17 protein-coding genes are annotated in these 17918 nt (G+C 66.0%); 11 read left to right on the forward strand and 6 right to left on the reverse strand.

The annotated features are described in order from the left end of the window. Positions 1–197: 197 nt before the first annotated feature. A complete protein-coding gene (locus DB30_RS26315; RefSeq protein WP_153258408.1) occupies positions 198–350 on the forward strand; it encodes a hypothetical protein in 153 nt (50 codons plus the stop codon). Between the two features lie 57 nt (positions 351–407). Here the strand turns inward: DB30_RS26315 and DB30_RS26320 are convergent, their stop codons facing one another. After that, the gene (locus DB30_RS26320; RefSeq protein ID WP_052553900.1) at positions 408–1109 is read right to left on the reverse strand and encodes a hypothetical protein; all 702 of its coding nucleotides are present in this window, start codon (positions 1107–1109) and stop codon (positions 408–410) included. A gap of 535 nt (positions 1110–1644) precedes the next feature. On the opposite strand from DB30_RS26320, the gene DB30_RS26325 reads away from it, so the two are divergent. The 3 genes from DB30_RS26325 (at position 1645) to DB30_RS26335 (ending at position 3175) form a co-directional block, all read left to right on the forward strand. Next, on the forward strand, positions 1645–1806 hold the full coding sequence (locus DB30_RS26325) for a hypothetical protein (RefSeq protein ID WP_153258410.1): 162 nt from the start codon (positions 1645–1647) through the stop codon (positions 1804–1806). A 302-nt stretch (positions 1807–2108) separates the two neighbouring features. Further along, a complete protein-coding gene (locus DB30_RS26330) occupies positions 2109–2543 on the forward strand; it encodes a hypothetical protein (protein WP_052553902.1) in 435 nt (144 codons plus the stop codon). Beyond that, complete coding sequence (locus DB30_RS26335) at positions 2540–3175, forward strand: hypothetical protein (protein WP_146660692.1); 636 nt, start codon at positions 2540–2542, stop codon at positions 3173–3175. Before DB30_RS26330 ends, DB30_RS26335 begins: the two co-directional genes overlap by 4 nt. A 95-nt stretch (positions 3176–3270) precedes the next feature. On the opposite strand, the gene DB30_RS26340 is transcribed toward DB30_RS26335, so the two are convergent. Beyond that, on the reverse strand, positions 3271–5352 hold the full coding sequence (locus tag DB30_RS26340; RefSeq protein ID WP_052553905.1) for a PrkA family serine protein kinase: 2082 nt from the start codon (positions 5350–5352) through the stop codon (positions 3271–3273). 280 nt (positions 5353–5632) lie between these two features. Between DB30_RS26340 and DB30_RS26345 the strand changes: the two genes are divergently transcribed. From DB30_RS26345 to DB30_RS26370, 6 genes are all read left to right on the forward strand, one after another. Further along, on the forward strand, positions 5633–6739 hold the full coding sequence (locus DB30_RS26345; protein WP_052553906.1) for a DUF444 family protein: 1107 nt from the start codon (positions 5633–5635) through the stop codon (positions 6737–6739). Next, positions 6740–8251: a SpoVR family protein gene (locus DB30_RS26350; protein ID WP_052553908.1), complete on the forward strand. Its 1512-nt coding sequence runs from the start codon at positions 6740–6742 to the stop codon at positions 8249–8251. A gap of 424 nt (positions 8252–8675) precedes the next feature. Beyond that, complete coding sequence (locus tag DB30_RS26355) at positions 8676–9497, forward strand: PP2C family protein-serine/threonine phosphatase (RefSeq protein ID WP_165703957.1); 822 nt, start codon at positions 8676–8678, stop codon at positions 9495–9497. 321 nt (positions 9498–9818) lie between these two features. Then, a complete protein-coding gene (locus tag DB30_RS26360) occupies positions 9819–11306 on the forward strand; it encodes a ferritin-like domain-containing protein (RefSeq protein WP_052553912.1) in 1488 nt (495 codons plus the stop codon). Further along, the gene (locus tag DB30_RS26365) at positions 11297–12883 is read left to right on the forward strand and encodes an ArnT family glycosyltransferase (protein WP_052553914.1); all 1587 of its coding nucleotides are present in this window, start codon (positions 11297–11299) and stop codon (positions 12881–12883) included. Before DB30_RS26360 ends, DB30_RS26365 begins: the two co-directional genes overlap by 10 nt. Further along, a complete protein-coding gene (locus DB30_RS26370) occupies positions 12880–13593 on the forward strand; it encodes a hypothetical protein (RefSeq protein WP_052553916.1) in 714 nt (237 codons plus the stop codon). Before DB30_RS26365 ends, DB30_RS26370 begins: the two co-directional genes overlap by 4 nt. 20 nt (positions 13594–13613) lie before the next feature. Here the strand turns inward: DB30_RS26370 and DB30_RS26375 are convergent, their stop codons facing one another. The 4 genes from DB30_RS26375 to DB30_RS26390 all read right to left on the reverse strand — a co-directional run bounded on the left by DB30_RS26375 (position 13614) and on the right by DB30_RS26390 (position 16791). After that, positions 13614–14183 (reverse strand): TlpA family protein disulfide reductase, encoded by a 570-nt coding sequence (locus tag DB30_RS26375; protein ID WP_165703959.1) that lies wholly within the window; start codon positions 14181–14183, stop codon positions 13614–13616. Beyond that, positions 14176–14697 (reverse strand): hypothetical protein, encoded by a 522-nt coding sequence (locus DB30_RS26380; RefSeq protein ID WP_146660697.1) that lies wholly within the window; start codon positions 14695–14697, stop codon positions 14176–14178. The genes DB30_RS26375 and DB30_RS26380 overlap by 8 nt, the downstream gene beginning before the upstream one ends. A gap of 8 nt (positions 14698–14705) precedes the next feature. Then, positions 14706–15938 (reverse strand): hypothetical protein, encoded by a 1233-nt coding sequence (locus tag DB30_RS26385; RefSeq protein WP_052553922.1) that lies wholly within the window; start codon positions 15936–15938, stop codon positions 14706–14708. 247 nt (positions 15939–16185) lie between these two features. Then, entirely contained in the window at positions 16186–16791 is a 606-nt protein-coding gene (locus DB30_RS26390; protein ID WP_205633068.1) for a hypothetical protein, read from the reverse strand. 78 nt (positions 16792–16869) lie between these two features. On the opposite strand from DB30_RS26390, the gene DB30_RS26395 reads away from it, so the two are divergent. Beyond that, the gene (locus DB30_RS26395) at positions 16870–17904 is read left to right on the forward strand and encodes a beta propeller repeat protein (protein WP_052553928.1); all 1035 of its coding nucleotides are present in this window, start codon (positions 16870–16872) and stop codon (positions 17902–17904) included. The last annotated feature ends 14 nt before the right edge of the window (positions 17905–17918 follow it).

Raw genomic sequence — 17918 nt, forward strand, 5'->3', positions numbered from 1 at the left:
CGGCCGGCTGGCCGGCCGATCCTGCGCTTCGGCCTCAGGTGTAATTCCAACGTCATTCCAGCCGCTGGGCCGCGATTCAACTCACTCAATTTTCTTGCTAACTATGACCAATCGGCCAAGCGGCCGGGGACCTTCGGCGTCGCGGCCAGGGGGCCGGGTGTTTCGGACAGTGACGACAATGTGTATCGTTGCCGCACATGAGCCCACGATTCTCCGAGCGAGTCAAACAAGAGGCGCGAGAACAGCGAGCGCTGCGAGCGGCCGGCAAGCCGATCCCCGCGAGCTTGCGGATCTACGCCCGTCGCAGCGGGCTGGCGGTCACGCTGGTGTGTGGGCAACGCCGCAATTAGAACGGGCGCCCCCAGCCAACCGTGGCTGGGAGCGCCCGCGCTCTCGTGCTCACCGGCTCAGTTCAGGACGCAGGTGTCCGCCCCCTCGGCGGTGCAGTTGCCGTCCTGCTCGCAGTAGCACTCGCCGCTCTCGACGTTGCAGATCCCGTAGCCCCCACAGTCAGCGTCGCCTTCGCACGCGGGCGCCGGTTCCGGGGCGCAGTACTTCACGTCGTCGTCGGCGACCCCGGAACACGTGGTCCCTGGCTGCAGCGCACAGTCGGCATCGTTGGCGCAGGGCTCGAAGCAGGTCGGCAGATCGCCGATCGGGTGGCACTCCTGGCTCTGGAGTAGGCCCCCGCAGTCGTCGTCGTTGGCGCAGCCGCCAAATTCGCACACGCCCTGGGCGCTGCACGACCAGTTGTTGGGGTAGTTGTCGCTGGGACAGTCGAGCGAGCCCATCGGGCAGCAGTCGCTGTCCTCCTCACAACCCATCGCGCAGTAGCCTGCGTCTCCGTCTCCGTCTCCCGTGGTGTCGCCGTCGCCGTCGCCGGAGTCACCATCACCATCGCCATCGCCATCGCCGGAGTCGCCGTCGCCATCGCCGGGGTCGCCATCGCCATCACCCGAGTCGCCGTCACCGTCGCCGTCGCCGTCGCCAGAGTCGCTCGTGGTGTCGCTGCCGCTGACGTCCTCGCCGGCAACGTCGTCGCCCGTGCAGCCGAACAGGATGAAGGGGAGGCAGAGGGTCAGGGGGAGGATGAAGGTTTTTTTATGCATGTTGAAGTTGCCTTTCGTTCGCGCCCGTTGTCGCGGGTGGTCTCAAAAGACTAGCGATTGCGCTTCGCCGCACGAACGTGGGGATCCCGCGTGGAACCCAAGATCTTCACCAGCATGCGAATTCGCCATCTCAGGCCGGATCTGGCTGCGGCGGAGATCTTGGCTCGGATCGCACCTACATCGATATGGGGGAGCCTCTGGATCGCGTATCCCCCGAAATGGGGGAACGGGTCACCCGTCGAATTTTGGCCGCGCAGACCTGCCAAAGCTACCGGTGTTGGGTCCGCATCCGAAACGAACGCACGCACCCGCGCTTGCGCTGCGGGCAATCCGCTCGCGCGCTGCTTGTACTTGTAGTTGCTTGCTGCGCGAGCCTGTGGCCGGCCTCGCTCGAGCGTCCTGCGACACGCGGCCCTCACTGCCCGGCGGATCCCCACAGCGCCGGCGCTGCGAACACCAGCGGCGGGTTGTCCGATGACCTCGCTGACAACATTGCGGCTGGGCGGTCCTCCGTGCCACGTACAGTCGCATCGAGGTGGCCTTGGCGATTGGCGACGCCAACAACGCCGGCGCTCACCAAGCTCGCGCGAGCGCCTGCCTCGATCGCGGCGACGACCCAGAGCTCGTCGCCGACCTACGCAAACACGCGATCGGCCCGACCCCACCCGAGATCCACGCGCTCTTCGATCGCCTCTGACCGACGCCGTTCGCGCCCAGGCCCGTATTCTAACCTCGCGCTCAGTGCCTAGCCGGTTCAACAACCGACGCCGTGACGACCTTTCGGGAGTCCGCAATCCCACGAGCAGGGCGTTGTCATCCAAGTGGAGAAGCACCGAGAGTTCGAGCCGCCCCGGTGCGTGCTGAACGCCTCACCGGATCAGGCGCTCCGCCACCCCGACGACAAACCCCACGCCGCCAGCAGCCACCGGTTCTCAGACTGGCGCCAGTCTCGACGTAGCGGGCCATGTTCGTCTGACGCGCTCATGCTATCCTGTGGCCATGGCGCGACGCGAACCTCTCGCCGATCTCATCGTGCTGGCCCGTGATCTCCCAGAACTACGGCTCATCGTCGAGATCAAGCGCGGCGGTCACTTTGATCGACCAGCAGCGATCCAGCAGCTCGCGTCCTACATGGCTCGGAGCAATTGCCCGCTCGGTCTCATGGTCACGCCCCGTCAGACTTGGATGCTCCGCGACACCTATGAAGGCGAGGATTCGATCCGCGAGGTCGCTGTCTACGACACGGCGGTCTTGCTCGGCGTCGCCGAGATCCCGGACAACGAAAACGACCTCGAGATGTTGGTCGGCAGCTGGCTCGATGGGTTGACGTCGGGCTCGGCGGCCAGTGTCGCCAAGGAGGTTCGCCCCGATGTCGCACGTTATCTGCTTCCCGCAGTAGCCGAGGGCCGGGTGGAGTCCGGGAGGTTCGGATGATCCATGTATTCGTCGAATCAAACTGGGTAGTCGATGTTTGCGTACCCTCGTTCCGTCGGTCACGGGACGCCCTCACCCTGCTCGATCGCGCGGCCCGAGGCGAGGTGATGATTCATGTACCACACATTGCCCTTCGTGAGGCGCAGTCAGCTATCTTGCGCAAGTATCAGCCCAAAGAGCACAGGGTCCTCCAGCAGTTCCGAAAGTGGGCCAAGGACCAGCGGGAAATCGACGAGCAGACGTCGCTCGCGGCCAATCAGTTCTTGGCCAAGTTCTCCGATTTGGTGACCACTGAGCTTGCACGGCTGGATCAACGTATCAGCGAAGTCCAAAACTCGAGCGGACTGGAAGTGTTTGCGTTGAACGATGCAATGCTCGATCGTTCGATATCGATGCGCACCGAGGTTCCCGACCCGCAGTTGAAGCCGTTTGATGAGACCATTCTGGCAGCCGTGCTCGTGCGCGCGTGCGAGCTACCCTCCGACCGTCGCCGGCTATTCTGCACCCTCGATTTCGACCTCTCGCCTGTGGTGCGCAACAACAACAGGAAACACTTGAAGACCGTCTATGACCAGGCCAAAGTGGAGGTTCGGACTAGCTTCGATCTGAGCGATCTCCTGCCCGAAAACTAGTCTGGTCCAGGCCTAAGTCGGACGTCTGGCCCAAAAACGAAGCGCGCCGCCAGTGTCCCCACCAGCGGCGCCCCCACCACCAACCAAGAGCGACCTCAGTCCCCCTTCATCTCCCCGCGCGCGAAGATACTCGCAACGTAAGTCAGCACATCCGAAGCCGAGGACTCATCATACCCATAGTCCCGGATCAGCCGCTGCTTGACCACGTCGATCTTCTCTTGCGACTCCTTGTCCACCACGCTGCTCACCAGCGAGGTCAGCTTGATGCTGTCCTTCTGGTCCTCGAACAGCTTCAGCTCCAGCGCCTTGTACAGCCGCTCGTTCGTGCGGAAGTCAAACTGCTTGCCTTCAACGGCGAGCGCGCCAATGTAGTGCATGATCTCGCGCCTGAAGTCGTCCTTGCGGCTCTCGGCGATGTCGATCTTGGTCTCGATTGACCGCATCAGGCGCTCATCGGGCTCTTCGTCCTGGCCGGTGTACTGATTCTTGACCTTCTCGCGCTGGGTGTACGCCTTGACGTTGTCGATGTAGTTCGCGCACAGCCGCGAGATTGCTTCTTCGTCGGCGCTGATCGCCCGCTGGACCTCGTTCTTGACGATGTCCTCGTACTCTTGCTTGGTCACGGCCAGCAGCTCGCGGTAGCGCTTTCGCTGATCCTCGCTGGTGATCAACGAGTGGTTGCGCAGCCCCGACTCGAGCTCGTTCATCAGCAAGAACGGGTTGATGTTGGCCTGGCCGCGATCGCTGACCAAGCAGTTGGCGATCTTGTCCTGCACGTAGCGCGGCGAGACGCCGTCCATGCCCTCGCGCTTGGCCTCTTTGCGCAGCTCTTTGACGGAGTCCTGGGTGAACCCAGGCATGGTCTTGCCGTCGTAGAGCTTGAGCTTTTGCAGGACCGAGAGGTTTTGCTTCTTGGGATCCTCGAGCCGGCTGAGGATCGCCCACATCGCGGCGACCTCGAGGGTGTGCGGGGCGATGAAGCGGCCGCGCACGCGCTCGGGGTTGTAGTCCTTGACGTAGATCTTGATCTCTTCTTGCAGCTTGGTGATGTACGGGATGTCGATCTTGACCGTACGATCGCGCAGCGCCTCCATGAACTTGTTCTCGAGCAGGCGCTCGTACTCGGCCTCGTTGGTGTGGCCGATGATGACCTCGTCGATGTCGGTCTGGGCGAACTTCTTGGGCTTGATCTTGCGCTCCTGGGTGGCCCCTAGCAGGTCGTACAAGAAGGCCACGTCGAGCTTGAGGATCTCGACGAACTCGATCAGGCCGCGGTTGGCGACGTTGAACTCGCCGTCAAAGTTGAACGCGCGCGGGTCCGTGTCGCTGCCGTACTCGGCGATGCGCCGGTAGTTGATGTCACCGGTCAGCTCGGTCGCGTCTTGGTTCTTCTCGTCCTTGGGCTGGAAGGTGCCGATGCCGACCCGGTCTTCCTCGCTGATCAGCATGCGCCGCACGCGGACGTGCTGGATGACCTTGGCCCAGTCGCCCCGGTAGATCGCCAGCAGCTCCTTGAAGATGAAGCGGCACGCGGGGTTGAGCTGGCCTGGCACGTAGGGGCGGAACGGCTTGCGCCCGGTCTCTGCGTCACCGGGATCGAACAGGCCAAATTCTTCGATCGCCTTTTGGCGCCACTCCGGCGGGATCAGCTTGAGCGGCTCCTCGTTCATGGGCGACCGGAAGGTCTCTTCGCCCGCGGTCAGGTAGCGCAATTCCTCGGGCAGCGCCCACTCGTAGGTGTACAGAGCGCCCTCTGCGGTGCGGCTGTACTCCTCGAGGCCCTGCTTGAGCAGGCGGACGATCGTGGACTTGGACGACCCAACCGGACCGTGGAGCAAGATGATGCGCTTCTCAGTGCCGTAGCGCATGGCGGCGGCCTTGAGCACGTTGACCAGCCGCATCAGCGCGATGTCCAGACCGTAGATGGCGTCGCGGCCACCGTGGGTCTCGTCCGAGAAGAACCGGTAGCGCGTGATCTTCTTTTTGTTGTCAACGTAGGTCTTGGTACCCGCACCCAGGACCATGTCGTAGAGGCGCTCATGCGAGGTCCGGGCGATGCGCGGGTTGTGCCGGACCATGCCGAGGTACTCCTCGAAGCTTCCGGACCAGTGCAGGTCCTCGTAGCGTTGGTAGTCCTGCAGCGCGGCGATTTGAGTGACGAGGCTTTGCGTGCTCATGGCTCCGGTCTTGTGGCTGTCCCAGTTCGCGCGCGGCGACGCGCGGTGGTGTGCGGCTGAGCATACGACCGATGGGGACCCAGCGGCCACCAACCGCGCGCAACATTCTCGCGTGGGGACTGGAGGCCATGGTGGGTCCTGGGCCGTCACCGCGGCGGGGATCACGACAGCCGAGTCGTGCCGAGCATCCTGCAGTTGGTCAGCGAGACTCGCCGGGGCGGTGCTACACTCCCGTCGCGTCCGCCCGGCCAAACCGCGCGCGCTCACCCAAGTCACCGGCATGATTTCGAGAATCGAGAAGGATCACCGGCGCTTTCGAGAGATCGTCCGCGGTCGGATCCGCGAAAATCTCCGGCGCTATGTCTCGCGCGGCGACATGATCGCGCAGAAGGGGAAAGAGACCGTCTCGATCCCGATGCCGCAGATCGACATCCCACGCTTCATCCATGGCGACAACAAGGGCCAAGGGGTGGGCCAGGGCGAGGGTGATCCAGGCGATCCGGTGGGCGAGGAAGAGGGCGAGGGCGGGGCCGGCAAGGCCGGCGAGGGCGAGGGCGACAAGACCGTCGAGGTCGAGGTCACCCTCGACGAGCTCGCGCAAATCCTGGGCGAGGAGCTCGGCCTGCCCAACATCGAGCCGCGCGGCTCGCAGACCCTGGAAACAGTCAAAGATCGCTACGTTGGCCTGCGTACGACCGGCCCCGAGAGCCTTCGCCACTTCAAGGCCACGTTCAAGCGCGCGCTGCGGCGGCAGATCTCGATGGGCACCTACGACCCGCGGCACCCGATCATCGTGCCGGTCCGCGAAGATCGCCGCTACCGCTCATGGAAGGCCGAGCCCAAGCCGCAGACCAACGCGGTGATCATCTACATGATGGATGTGTCCGGCTCGATGGGCGACGAGCAAAAAGAGATCGTTCGCATCGAGTCGTTCTGGATCGATACCTGGCTGCGCAGCCAGTACAAGGGCATCGAGTCGCGCTACATCATCCACGACGCGACCGCGCGCGAGGTCGAGCGCGACGTGTTCTTCTCAACCCGCGAGTCGGGCGGCACGATGATCAGCTCGGCCTACCGCAAGTGCGCAGAGCTGATCGAGCGCGAGTTTGACCCCAGCAACTGGAACATCTACGCGTTCCACTTCAGCGACGGCGACAACTGGTCGGTCGACGACACCGCCGCGTGCATCCGGCTGCTGCGCGAGCAGCTGATCCCCGCGTCCAATCAGTTTGGCTACGGCCAGGTCGAGAGCCCCTACGGCTCGGGCCAGTTCATCAAGGACCTCACCGCGGCGTTTGGCGACGAACAGATGCTGGTCACCAGCGAGATCAAGACCAAGGACGACATCATGGACTCGATCCGCGAGTTCCTGAAGGGAGGCCGCTGAGTGGCCACGCTGACCAAGCACCTCGCGGATCTGCAGGCCGAGATCGAGGGCTACGCGACCGAGTACGGCCTGGACTTTTTCACGACGATCTACGAGCTGGTCGACTACCGGCAGATGTCGGAGATTGCCGCCTACGAGGGGTTCCCGGTCCGCTACCCGCACTGGCGGTTCGGGATGGAGTACGACCGGATGATCAAGAGCCAGACCTACGGTCTGTCGAAGATCTACGAGCTCGTCATCAACACCGACCCTTGCTACGCGTACCTGCTCGAGGGCAACAGCCTCGTCGATCAGAAGCTGGTCATGTCGCACGTCTACGGGCACTGCGACTTCTTCAAGCACAACCGGTTCTTCTCGCACACCGACCGCCGCATGATCGACGGGATGGCCAACCACGCCACGCGCGTGCGTCGGCACATGGACCGTCAGGGCATCGACAAGGTCGAGAGCTTCATCGACGTGTGCCACTCGCTCGACAACCTGATCGACCCGTGGCTGCCGTTTCGCAAGCCGCAGCAGCAGCGCCGCGAGCCCAGCGTAGAGATGCCGATCAACATCGGCCGGCTCAGCGCCAACGCCGACTCCGAGCGCTCGTACCTCGACGACTACATCAACCCACCAGAGTTCATCGAGCAGCAGCGCAAGCGGGCCGAGCAAGAGCGAGAGCAACGCCGCAAGATCCCCCCGCAGCCCGAGCGCGACCTGCTTGGCTTCTTGTTGCTGCACGCGCCGCTCGACCCGTGGGAGGCCGACGTGCTCGGCATCATCCGCGAGGAGGCCTACTACTTCCTGCCGCAGCGGCAGACCAAGATCATGAACGAGGGCTGGGCCACCTACTGGCACTCCAAGCTCATGACCACCCGCGCCCTGCGCGACGACGAGCTCATCGACTACGCCGAGGCCGCCTCGGGCGTCACGGCCATGGGCCCCAACCAGCTCAACCCCTACAAGCTCGGCGTCGAGCTGTACCGCGACATCGAGGACCGCTGGAACAAGGGCAAGTTCGGCAAGCAGTGGGACGAGTGCGACGACCGCCAGGTCCGCGACGACTGGGATCTGCGCCTCAACCTGGGCAAGTCGAAGATCTTCGAGGTCCGGCGCCTGTACAACGACGTCACCTTCATCGACGAGTTCTTCACCCTCGAGTTCTGCCGCCGCAACCGCTTCTTCACGTTCGTGGAGAACCGCCGCTCGGGTCGCCACGAGATCGAGTCGCGCGAGTTCAAGAAGATCAAGGACACGATGCTGCAGCAGCTGACCAACTTCGGGCAGCCCTTCATCTACGTGGTCGACGCCAACCACCTCAACCGCGGCGAGCTGCTGCTCGCGCACCGACACGAGGGCGTGGATCTGCGCCTCAACTACGCCCGCGACACGCTGCGCAACCTGGTCAGGATCTGGCGCCGCCCGGTGTCGATCCTCACAACCGTCGAGGACAAACCCAAGCGGATCCGCTTCGACGGCACAGAGATCCAGATCACCGACGAACCCGCCGCTTGGCGAGTTCCTTAGACCCCCACAGAGACCTGAGACCGCGCCGACTGCAGCCGCTAGCGCGTCTGGTCTTCTTTTGACCCCCCACAGAGACCTGAGACCGCGCCGACTGCAGCCGCTAGCGCGTCTGGTCGCTTCGCTCCTCGGGGCCGTCTGTGCGCAGGGGCATGTGTGGCCCCCTGGAAGGGGGCTCTTCGAGTGACCGCAAGCATCCTGCACTTGCGTCGGGTGAGGATCCCGCACCTCACGCGGACGGACACTGGTCTAAAGTCGAGTAGTAGGTGGTCGGCGGAGACGGAGCCAGAGCCCCCTTGTAGGGGGCCACACATGCGACCGCGCACAAACGGCCCCGAGGAGCGAAGCGACCAGACGCGCCAGCGGCTGCAGTCGGCGAAGTCTAAGGTCTCTGTGGGGGTCAATAAAAGATGATATGGTTCGTGGGATGCGTTTGAGCGCCTGGCCGATCACCGACGTTGGTCGGGTCCGCAGTCACAACGAAGACTCGCACTATCTCAACGACGAGACGGGGCTGTTCTTGGTTGCTGACGGCATGGGGGGTCACGCCGGTGGAGCCCACGCGAGTCGGACCTGCGTCGAGGTCGTCGCGCGGGTGGTCCAGCGTGGGCTGCAGGGCCTGTCCGACATGCCCCGCGAGATCGCCCAGGCTGCGGTCAACGATCTGCTTGGCGCGTCCGCGAGCGAGGCCAGCGCGAGGATCTTCGACCACGCCCAGCACGAGCCCACCTTGCACGGCATGGGCACGACGCTGACGGGGATCTTGTTCCATCAAGATCGCGGTCACATCGTCCATGTCGGCGACAGCCGCTGCTACCTGTTCCGCTCGGGTGTCGCCCGCCAGCTGACCAACGACCACTCGTGGCTCAACGAGCAGGTTCAGGCCGGCCTGCTCACCGAAGAAGAGGCCGCGCTCAGCGATCTCAAGCACATCATCACCCGCTCGGTCGGGTTCGAGCGCGAGGTCCAGGCCGACGTGCTCACCGTCAACGTGAGCCCCGGCGACGCGTTCTTGCTGTGCTCGGACGGGCTGTGCAACTACATCGACCTCGAAGAGATGGCCCACCTCGCGCGCCAGCACTTCTACTCGGACCTGCCCCAAGTCTGCATGGACATCGCCCTCGAGCGCGGCGGCGAAGACAACATCACCGTCGTCGTCATCGCCGCCTCCAACGGCCCCGATCGCCGCGTCGGCCCCCGCCCGCAGCGCAAGACCATCGCCGACACCCTGCCCCCCCTCGAGCGCTGAGCGGCCCCGACCATTCGGCGACCGGACGCGCCAGCCGCTGCTGTCGGGAAGTGGCGGGTGCCTGTGGGGTCAAGAGCAGACCAACGCGCCAGCCGCCCACCACGCGGCTCCTCGATAGCACCCCGAGCCCCCTTCTAGGGGGCCACACATACGCCCGCGAACAAACGGCTCCGAGGAGCGAAGCGACCAGACGCGCCAGCGGCTGCAGTCGGCGAAGGCCGCCAGTGCATGTGGGGGTCTAAAAATGACAAGACGCGAAGCGGCTGCAGTCGGCGAGTCCCCCAGTGTATGTGGGGGTCCAAAAACGCTACTCTCCCGCGCATGCGCGACACCGACCTGCTTCGCCACCGGCTTTGGGTCCAGATCGGCCTCCCACTGGCCACCATTGCGCTGCTGAGCGCATGTGACGACGCGGCCAACGTCAAGCCCGTCAAGGTCGACACGGCCAACACGGCGAAGGCCCCCGACGCGGCCAAGCAGCACAACGCCGACGACGACGACGACGAAGACGACGACGACAACGACACCAAGGCCGCGACCAAGCCCGCACGCACGACCACCGACAGCGCGTCCCCAGGCTACGTCCCGCCGGCCCGCATCGACGACATCCCCGCTGGCGAGTTCGACTACTTCGGCCCAGCCCGCGACCCGTTCACCGAGCACGAAGAAGAAGACGGCTGCCCGGCCGGCGACTGGTGCGGCACGCCGGAGAACGCCCGCAAGTTTGCGATCCAGCACGTGCCCGAGAAGATGGGCTGCCCGTCCAAGATCATCTCGCAGCCGGACGTCGTCAACGCGCTGAACAAGAAAGACAAGCAGTGGGACGGCCTGTCGTTCCACCCGATGATGCAGGGGCGGCTGATGACCTCGGTGACCACCGAGAAGCGGGCGGCCGGCAAGACCGACATCTGCTGCTACCACTGGTTCGAGTACTGCTCGGGTCGGCCGCTGCTCGATGGCGAAGACATGATCGTCGCCGAGCTGCGCGAGGGCTCGAGCTGGTCGTGCGACCCGGCCAAGGTCGCGGCGCCCGAAGATCGCCCCGACTCCGCGATCGATCCCAGCGTGCGGGCCCGGCTTGCGCAGATGTGGGTCGACGACGCGCTGATGGAGCACGCCGCGATCGCGGCGTTCGAGCGCGCGACCCTCGAGCTGATGGCCATGGCCGCGCCGCCCTCGTTGCTGGGTGAGGTCCAGGCCGCGGCCAGCGACGAGGTCGAGCACGCGATGCACTGCTTTGGGCTGGCGGCGCGCTTTTCTGGGCTGGCGCGCGAGCCCGGGCCGCTCGGGTCGCTCGAGCCGCGCGTGCGCGGGCTGGCGGCGCTCGCGGATCACGATCCCGACGGCGCCGAAGTTGGCGCAGACTGGATCCGCCTCGCAATCGACACCTTCGTCGAGGGCTGCGTGGGCGAGACCATCGCCACGCTGATCGCCCGCCGGGCCCAGCGCCACTGCCAAGACCCCGCGATCCTCACCTTGCTCGAGCGGATCGTCGACGACGAAGGCCGCCACGCGGGCCTGGCCTGGCAGACGATCCAGTGGATCACCGAGGCCAGCGGCAAGCACAGCGACGCCGTGCTCGAGGCCCTGAGTCAGCAGGCGCAAGCGATGGCCAACGAGGCCGAGCGGGCCTGCGAGCAGCTGCCCCCCGCGGATCCCGACGCCGCCGCGCTCGGCCGCTATGGTCGCTGTGACCGGCGCACCGAGCTGCTCGCCCGGCGCGACGCGTGGTCGCAGCTGATCCTCCCCACGCTCGCCGCGATCGCCCAGACCGACACCAGCGAGCAGGGTCCCGAGGCATGGACGTAGACGCGGCCGCTCTCAAACCCAAACCCGCCGTGCCTGTGTCGCTCAACCGCCGCGTCAGCGACTGGTTTGGTGCGGACCGCAAGCGCCGTTGGTGGGTGCTGGTGTTGTTCGTCGCGGCGCTGATCGTGCGCCTGAACTGGAACCTCAACGTCCACCCGCACGGCGAGTACATCTACTCGGACATGAAGGGCTACTGGGGCCGGGCAGACTCGCTGCTCGACGACCCGTTCTCGGTCCGCGAGTACGACGCGTTCTTCCCGTTTGGCACCACGTGGCTGGTCGCGGGGATCAAGTGGGTGTTTGGGCGCGACTGCTTTGGCGCGATCGCGGTGATCTACGCGGTGTTCGGGGCCTCGATCGTCGCGGCTTCCTACGCGATCGCGGATCGGATCATGGGCGCCCGGCTGCCCTGGATCGCGCCTGCGGTCGGGCTGTTCCTCGTCGTCTACTACCCGCTGATCGCGATCGGCGGCTACGTGCTCAGCGAGCTGCCGTTCAGCTTCTGCCTGACCCTTGCCGTGCTCATGCTGATCCGCGTGGTCGACGAGGGCCGGGGCCGCGACGCGTGGCTGCTTGGCCTGCTGCTTGGCCTGGGGATGTTGATCCGGCCCCAGGTGATCCTGAGCGTGGCGTTGATCGGCAGCTTCTGGCTGGTGGCGCGGTGGCGGTGGCGCGGCTCCGAAAACCCCTACGCCAAGCTCCGCTGGGCTCACATCGGCTACATCGCGGTCCCGCTGGGGCTGCTGCTCACGATGTCCGCGATCCGCTTCCACGTGCACACGGGGCGGGTCGGCCTGGTCTCGGAGAACAGCAGCATCAACCTGGTGTTTGGGCGCTGTCACAACAAGGGCATCTACTCGCGCCCGGACGGCGAGGGCCACGGGACCATCCGGTTCTCACCACCGCCGCTGATCCAGCTCGAGGCCCACACCGAGCGCAACCCCAACTCGCTGATCCAGGTCAAGTCGGTGTGGGGCGACCACCCCGAGCCGCTCCCGGAGGTGCCCGGGTTTGCGATCGACGAGTTTGGCTGCACCCGCCGCGCGTGCCGTGAACCCGGTAGCGAGATCGAGTACCGCGGCTACATCGGCGACGGCGAGATCCACAAGAAGATCGTCAAGGCCTGCCTGGTCCGCGGCGGGGTCAAGCGTCAGGCCTACTTCACCTTCACCCACTGGGTGATGCTGTGGCGGACCAACCTGATGTGGCCCGACCAGGCCAACCCCCGCCCGCGCTCGACCGACCCCGACGAGGGCTGGCGCCACCGCCAAGAGGTGTGGTCGCGGATCCACCGGGCGCTGCTGATGGTCCCAGCGCTGCTCGGGCTTGGGTTTGTGTTCGCGCCGCGCAGGCGGCCCAAAGAGGCGCTGGTGTCCCTCAACTTCTGGGCGCTGATGGTGGTCACGGGCGTGTGGCTGGGCGGGGCCCGGTTCCGGGTGCCCTATGATCCGATCATCGTGTTGCTGGCCGCGTTCAGCTACGGGGTCGCGTGGGAGCAGGCCCGGAAGCTGTGGGCGAAGCTGAAGGCCAGGCGGTCCGGGGCTGGCAGCGCGCCGGCTGGCGGTGAGCCCGAGTGAGCCTTGGGCTGGAGCTGGAGCACGAGCGGGCGTTCTTGCGGCGGCTCGACTCGGTCGCGATCCGCGAGCTGCCGGGCTTCGTCCGCGGTCGCCAGCGGCTGCCAACGGAGCACGGCCGCGCGGGGGATCTGTTCGTCCAGACCCTCGTCGAGCAAGCGGTTGGCGACGAGGTCCGGGCGGTCTACGACGCGGCCAAGCGGCTGCTGGGGCTGCGGCGGCGCCAGCTCGAGCGGGCGATCGCCATCGATGGCGGCAACGTCGAGGCGCCGCAATTTCACTTCGTGATCGAGATCGGCCTCGACCCCGCCAACATCGCGCGCGCGCTGTGGCAGCGGCAGGTGATCCCGCTCGCTGCCCCCCACTCGCTCCCCTTCGATTTTGACGAGGTGTTTCCGGTCGCCTGCGACGAGCTGGTCGTGCCGATCGCCAACCCGCGCACAGACGGTATGCCGCAAGACTTTGATCTCGTGGTCGAGCGCCTCGAAGACTTCGCGCAGCTGCACGGTGGCGCGGTCGAGGAGGACGAGGACCAGGCCCAGGCCAGCCTCACGACCAGCGACGGCAGCCGGATCGCGCTGGATCTGGGCGCGCACGAGCTGAGCTTGCGGATGCTGGGGGTCTCGGGCTGCCGCGCGCTGCTGCTCGAGGCCGGGCACCGCTTCGCCGAGCTCACCGGGCCGATCGTGTCCCGACTCGAAGCCCGCGCGTAGCCTGGTTTCAGCTCGCCCGCTCAGTCTTCGTCGAGCAGCGCGTCGATCTCCGCTCGCAAGGTTCGCTCGCTCACCTGCCCGAGGTGCATGTGCCGCGCCCTGCCCTGCTTGTCGACCAACACCATGTACGGGATCTGCTCGACCCCAAACGCCCGCGCGAGCTGGCCGTCGTCGTAGATCTGCGCGAACTCGAGGTCCCGATCCGCGAGGAACGCCTGCACGAGTTGGCGACGCTCGTTCATCGGCCCGCTGTCACGGTTGACGCCGTACACGACAAACTCCGACTCCCCCGCGTAGCCGCGATCGATCGCGGCGACGGTTGGCATCTCGAGTTTGCACGCGCCACACCAGGTCGCCCAGAAGGTCAGCAGCGAGACCTGGCCCTCGAGCTGCGCCGGGCCAAACGCGGTGCCGTCGTCCAGCTTGGTCGAGAATTCCGGGACTGGATCGCCGCGGGTCACCGGCGTGTAGCTGTCCCAGTTCTGCAGGCCGATGCCAAGGTCTTGCGCGCCTGCAACAACCACCAGCGCGACGACCAACGCGCCGATCCCCACCTGAAGTTTGTCGAGCGGGCGGCGTGCGTCAGTCATGGGTGACTCCTGGGGCGTCATCGGCGGTCTGGTCCAGCTGCGCGGCGTCATCGATCGCCGCTTCGGTTGGCGCCGGCACCCGAGCGCGGATCCAGACCCCGAGCCCGGCCGCCCACGCGGTCCCCAGCATCTCGGGCAGGTAGCGCGGGCCGGGGATCATCACGCCCTGCTGGCGCAAGAGGTTGGCGAAGGTCGCCACCAGCACCAGCGCAACCAGCGGAAGGTGGCGGTAGCGACTGCGGGCGGCGCCAACGATGCTCTCTACGATCAGCCCGACCAGCAGCGGGGTCAGCAGCGCGATCGCCAGCCCGTTGACCAGCAGCCAGAAGCTACGAAACACCTGGTAGCGCGCGACCGTCTCTGTGAGGTGCTGGATCTGGCTGCCCAGCACGAACAGCGCGGCGAGCAGCCACCAATCGAAGCGACCCTCGCCGGGCTCGAGCGCCGCGAGCGTTGGCCGCGGCCGGATGAGGATGCCCCCCCAGCGAAGCAAGGTCGCGCGTACGGCTGACACTGCGTACATCAACGTCGCGCTTGTATCTTACGTTTCGCGGCCGTGGCCAGCGCCGAGGGGATCGCCTTCGAGCGCGCGACCTTCTGGACGTCGGTGCGGTTGAGAAACGCGAGCAAGCTCATCGAGCGCGCCAACGGCGTCTTCGGGTTCATGACCAGGTGCAATTTGACCGTGTACAGCTTGACCCACTCGCGCCGGTTCGAGATGTACGTGATGACCTCTTGCGGCAGCGATCGGTTGGCCGCGAAGGCCACGGCCTCGTCATCGCGGACCTTGGGCGAGCGGATCGTTGCCATCGCCACGGTCTTGTTCGAGTCGCGCACCAACAGCGAGCGATCGTACTTGTCGCCAAGCAGCGCGGTGCGGATCTTCTCGAGCGGCCGCATCTGTCCGATCTGATGCATGCGGCTCTCTTTGCTGATCGGCTGCTTGTCCTCTTCGCGGTCCTCGGGCTTCGCTTGCTCGGCGCCTGCTTCGGCCCCGTCGCCAGCCTCGTCGCCAGGCAGCGGCCCCTCGTAGATCTCGGCGTCGGGGTCATCGAATTCTGGCAGGTCGAGCTGGTCCTGCACATCGGCGGCGCCGAACATGTCGAGCAGTTGGGCCTCGGCCTCGACCACTTTTTCGGTCGAGTGGATGTCCTTGAACATCTGATCGCGGGTCTCGTCGACCGGGCCGCTGTCGGCCAGCGCGAGCCGGATCTCGTCCATCGCCGGGAGCCCCAGATCCACGTCTTGGCGATCCGCGAGCTCGAGCATCCGGTGGATCACGCTCATCCGGCAGTGGCGATTTTGGTAGAGGCTGGCCACGATCTTCGGACAGGCGAGCCAGCGGGTCTCGTTGTCGGCCAGCACGTCGCAGACGCCCTCGGGGCACACACGCGCGATCCCGATCAGCGACTCGTCATCGACCTTGGGGTGGCGAATGACCTGCTGCAGGACCGCATCGTTGCGCGCGAACTTGCGACCCAGCAGATCCAGCACGCCAGCCGGCAGCCGCTTGTCTGCCAACGCGCCGTCGAGCACCGCAGCGGGCAGGCCCTCGATCGTCTTGCCGGCCGTCTCGGCGTGATCGTCGTTGGAGACCCAGACCTGGTAGAGCGCGACCAACATGTCCCGCGGCGGCAGCGGGGCCAGCCCGCCCGCGACCATCATCCGCATCTTCTCGGGTGCCGCGTCCCCAACGAACTTTGCGGCGATCGGGCCAAGCTCGGCGACCTCGAGTGAGACATGCGCGAAGGCCATGTCCGCGCAGTGTGCCACGGAACGCCCCGAGAGTCTTTTCCTTGACCCCCACAGACACCTTAGACTTCGCCGACAGCAGACGCGAAGCGAACACAGTCGGCGAAGCAGCCGTACACGTCCGCCGAAGCCACCCGAGCCCCCTTCCAGGGGGCCACACATGCGACAGCGAACAAACGGCCCCGAGGAGCGAAGCGACCAGACGCGAAGCGGCTGCAGTCGGCGAAGTCTAAGGTCTCTGTGGGGGTCATTAATAGTCGCAGAATTCCCACTCTGAGTTCTGCTCGACGGCCCACATCTGCACGTCCAGCACCTGCTCGACGGGTCCTTCGGGCGCTTGCATGGTCACGCTCAGCGTGCCGGGCAGCCCGTGGATGACCGAGAGATCGTCGATCTGATCCGGCGGGAACAGCTGGAACCGGGTCTGAAGGTAGTAGCACTCGTAGGAGTACTCGTAGGTCTCCTCGCAGCACGCGACGTAGATGTTGAAGTCGCTCTCGGCGAAGTGGCCGTTGGGGCCAACGTTGTAGCCTTCGACGTCGAGCGTGACGTGGAACTCTACCTCTTCGCTCTCGGGGATGAACCCGCCCAGCTGCGGGTCGGTCTCGAGCATGAAGAAGCCCTGAAAGCCGCACTCGACCCGCAAGTCGCTGCCGCCACCAAGCAGCTCTTGGCCCTGGTAGACCTGAAACCATGGCTCGCTGGGGCCTTCGCTCAGGCCGCACCAGTCCTCGGGCGGATCACCGTCGCCTGTGTTCGAGTCGACTCCCTCCGCGCTCGTGTCCGAGTCGCCTTCGCCGTTGGACGACCCATCATCGCCAACGACGGTTTTCGCACAGGACAGCAGCAGCGGCATCAGTGGGAGCAAGGCACGCGTGTTCACCCAACTAAGTTCTCACGCCCGGGCCCCGCTGCGAAGCGATACCATTCGCGCATGCGATCCGCCTCGAACTGCGCGTGGGTGCTGCTTCTGAGCGCTTGTACCCAGCCACCTGCGGAGGACGACACGGCGGACCCAACGTCCGAGTCGGGGTCCGAGACCGGCGAAGCACAGCGTGAGTGGCAGCCGGTATTCCAGGCTGACGAAGACATCGGCGCGATCATGAGCGTGTGGGGCTCGAGCCCGGACGACGTGTTCGTGGTCGGCGGCCAGCCCGAGCCGGGCGGCGGTCGGGTCTTGCACAGCGTCGACGAAGAGTGGGTCGTCGAGTCGCTGCCGGCCGAGGTCTCGATGCTCAACTGGGTGTACGGCGTCGACCAGCAGGTGTGGAGCGTTGGCCTCGATGGCGTGATCGTGCGGCGCGAGGGCGGGGTCTGGACGCCAGAGGACAGCCCGACCGATCGAGTGCTGTGGGGCGTGTGGGGAGCCAGCGCCGAGGAGCTGTGGGCGGTTGGCGGCGACGCGGTGTCCGACGATCCCGTGCTGCTCCGCCGCGACGGCGCAAGCGGTGAGTGGGCGCTCGTCGAGGTCCCGGAGCTCGGCGTCAACAGCCACGGCTTGTTCAAGATCTGGGGTGCCGCCGCCGACGACGTGTGGGTCGTTGGTGATGCTGGCGCGTCGCTCCACTATGACGGCGCCACGTGGGCGCCCTACCCCGAGTCCGCGGGCTTCGACATCATCAGCGTGTGGGGGTCCGACGCCGAGGGAGTGATCTCCGTTGGCGGACGGGCGAGCGGGCGGATCAACCGGCTGATGGATCTCGATGGGCCGATCTGGGCGGGCGAGACCTTGGCGATCCCCGGGCTCAACGGTGTGTGGGTGGATCCCGAGCAGGGCGCCACGGCGGTCGGCGTGCAAGGCACGATCATCCGCATCAGCGCCAACGGCTTCGATGTTCAAGCAGAGGACTCGGGCACCAACTTGGTGCTGCACTCGGTGTTTGGGTTCGCGGGCGGGCCACGGTTTGCGGTTGGCGGGAGCTTGCTGATGCCGCCGCCCTTCGTGGGTGTGATCCTGCGCGCAGATTGAGTGGGGCCCCGCGC

This window comes from Enhygromyxa salina (genome assembly GCF_000737335.2).
In the GTDB taxonomy this organism is placed as follows: Bacteria; Myxococcota_A; Polyangia; order Nannocystales; family Nannocystaceae; genus Plesiocystis; species Plesiocystis salina_C.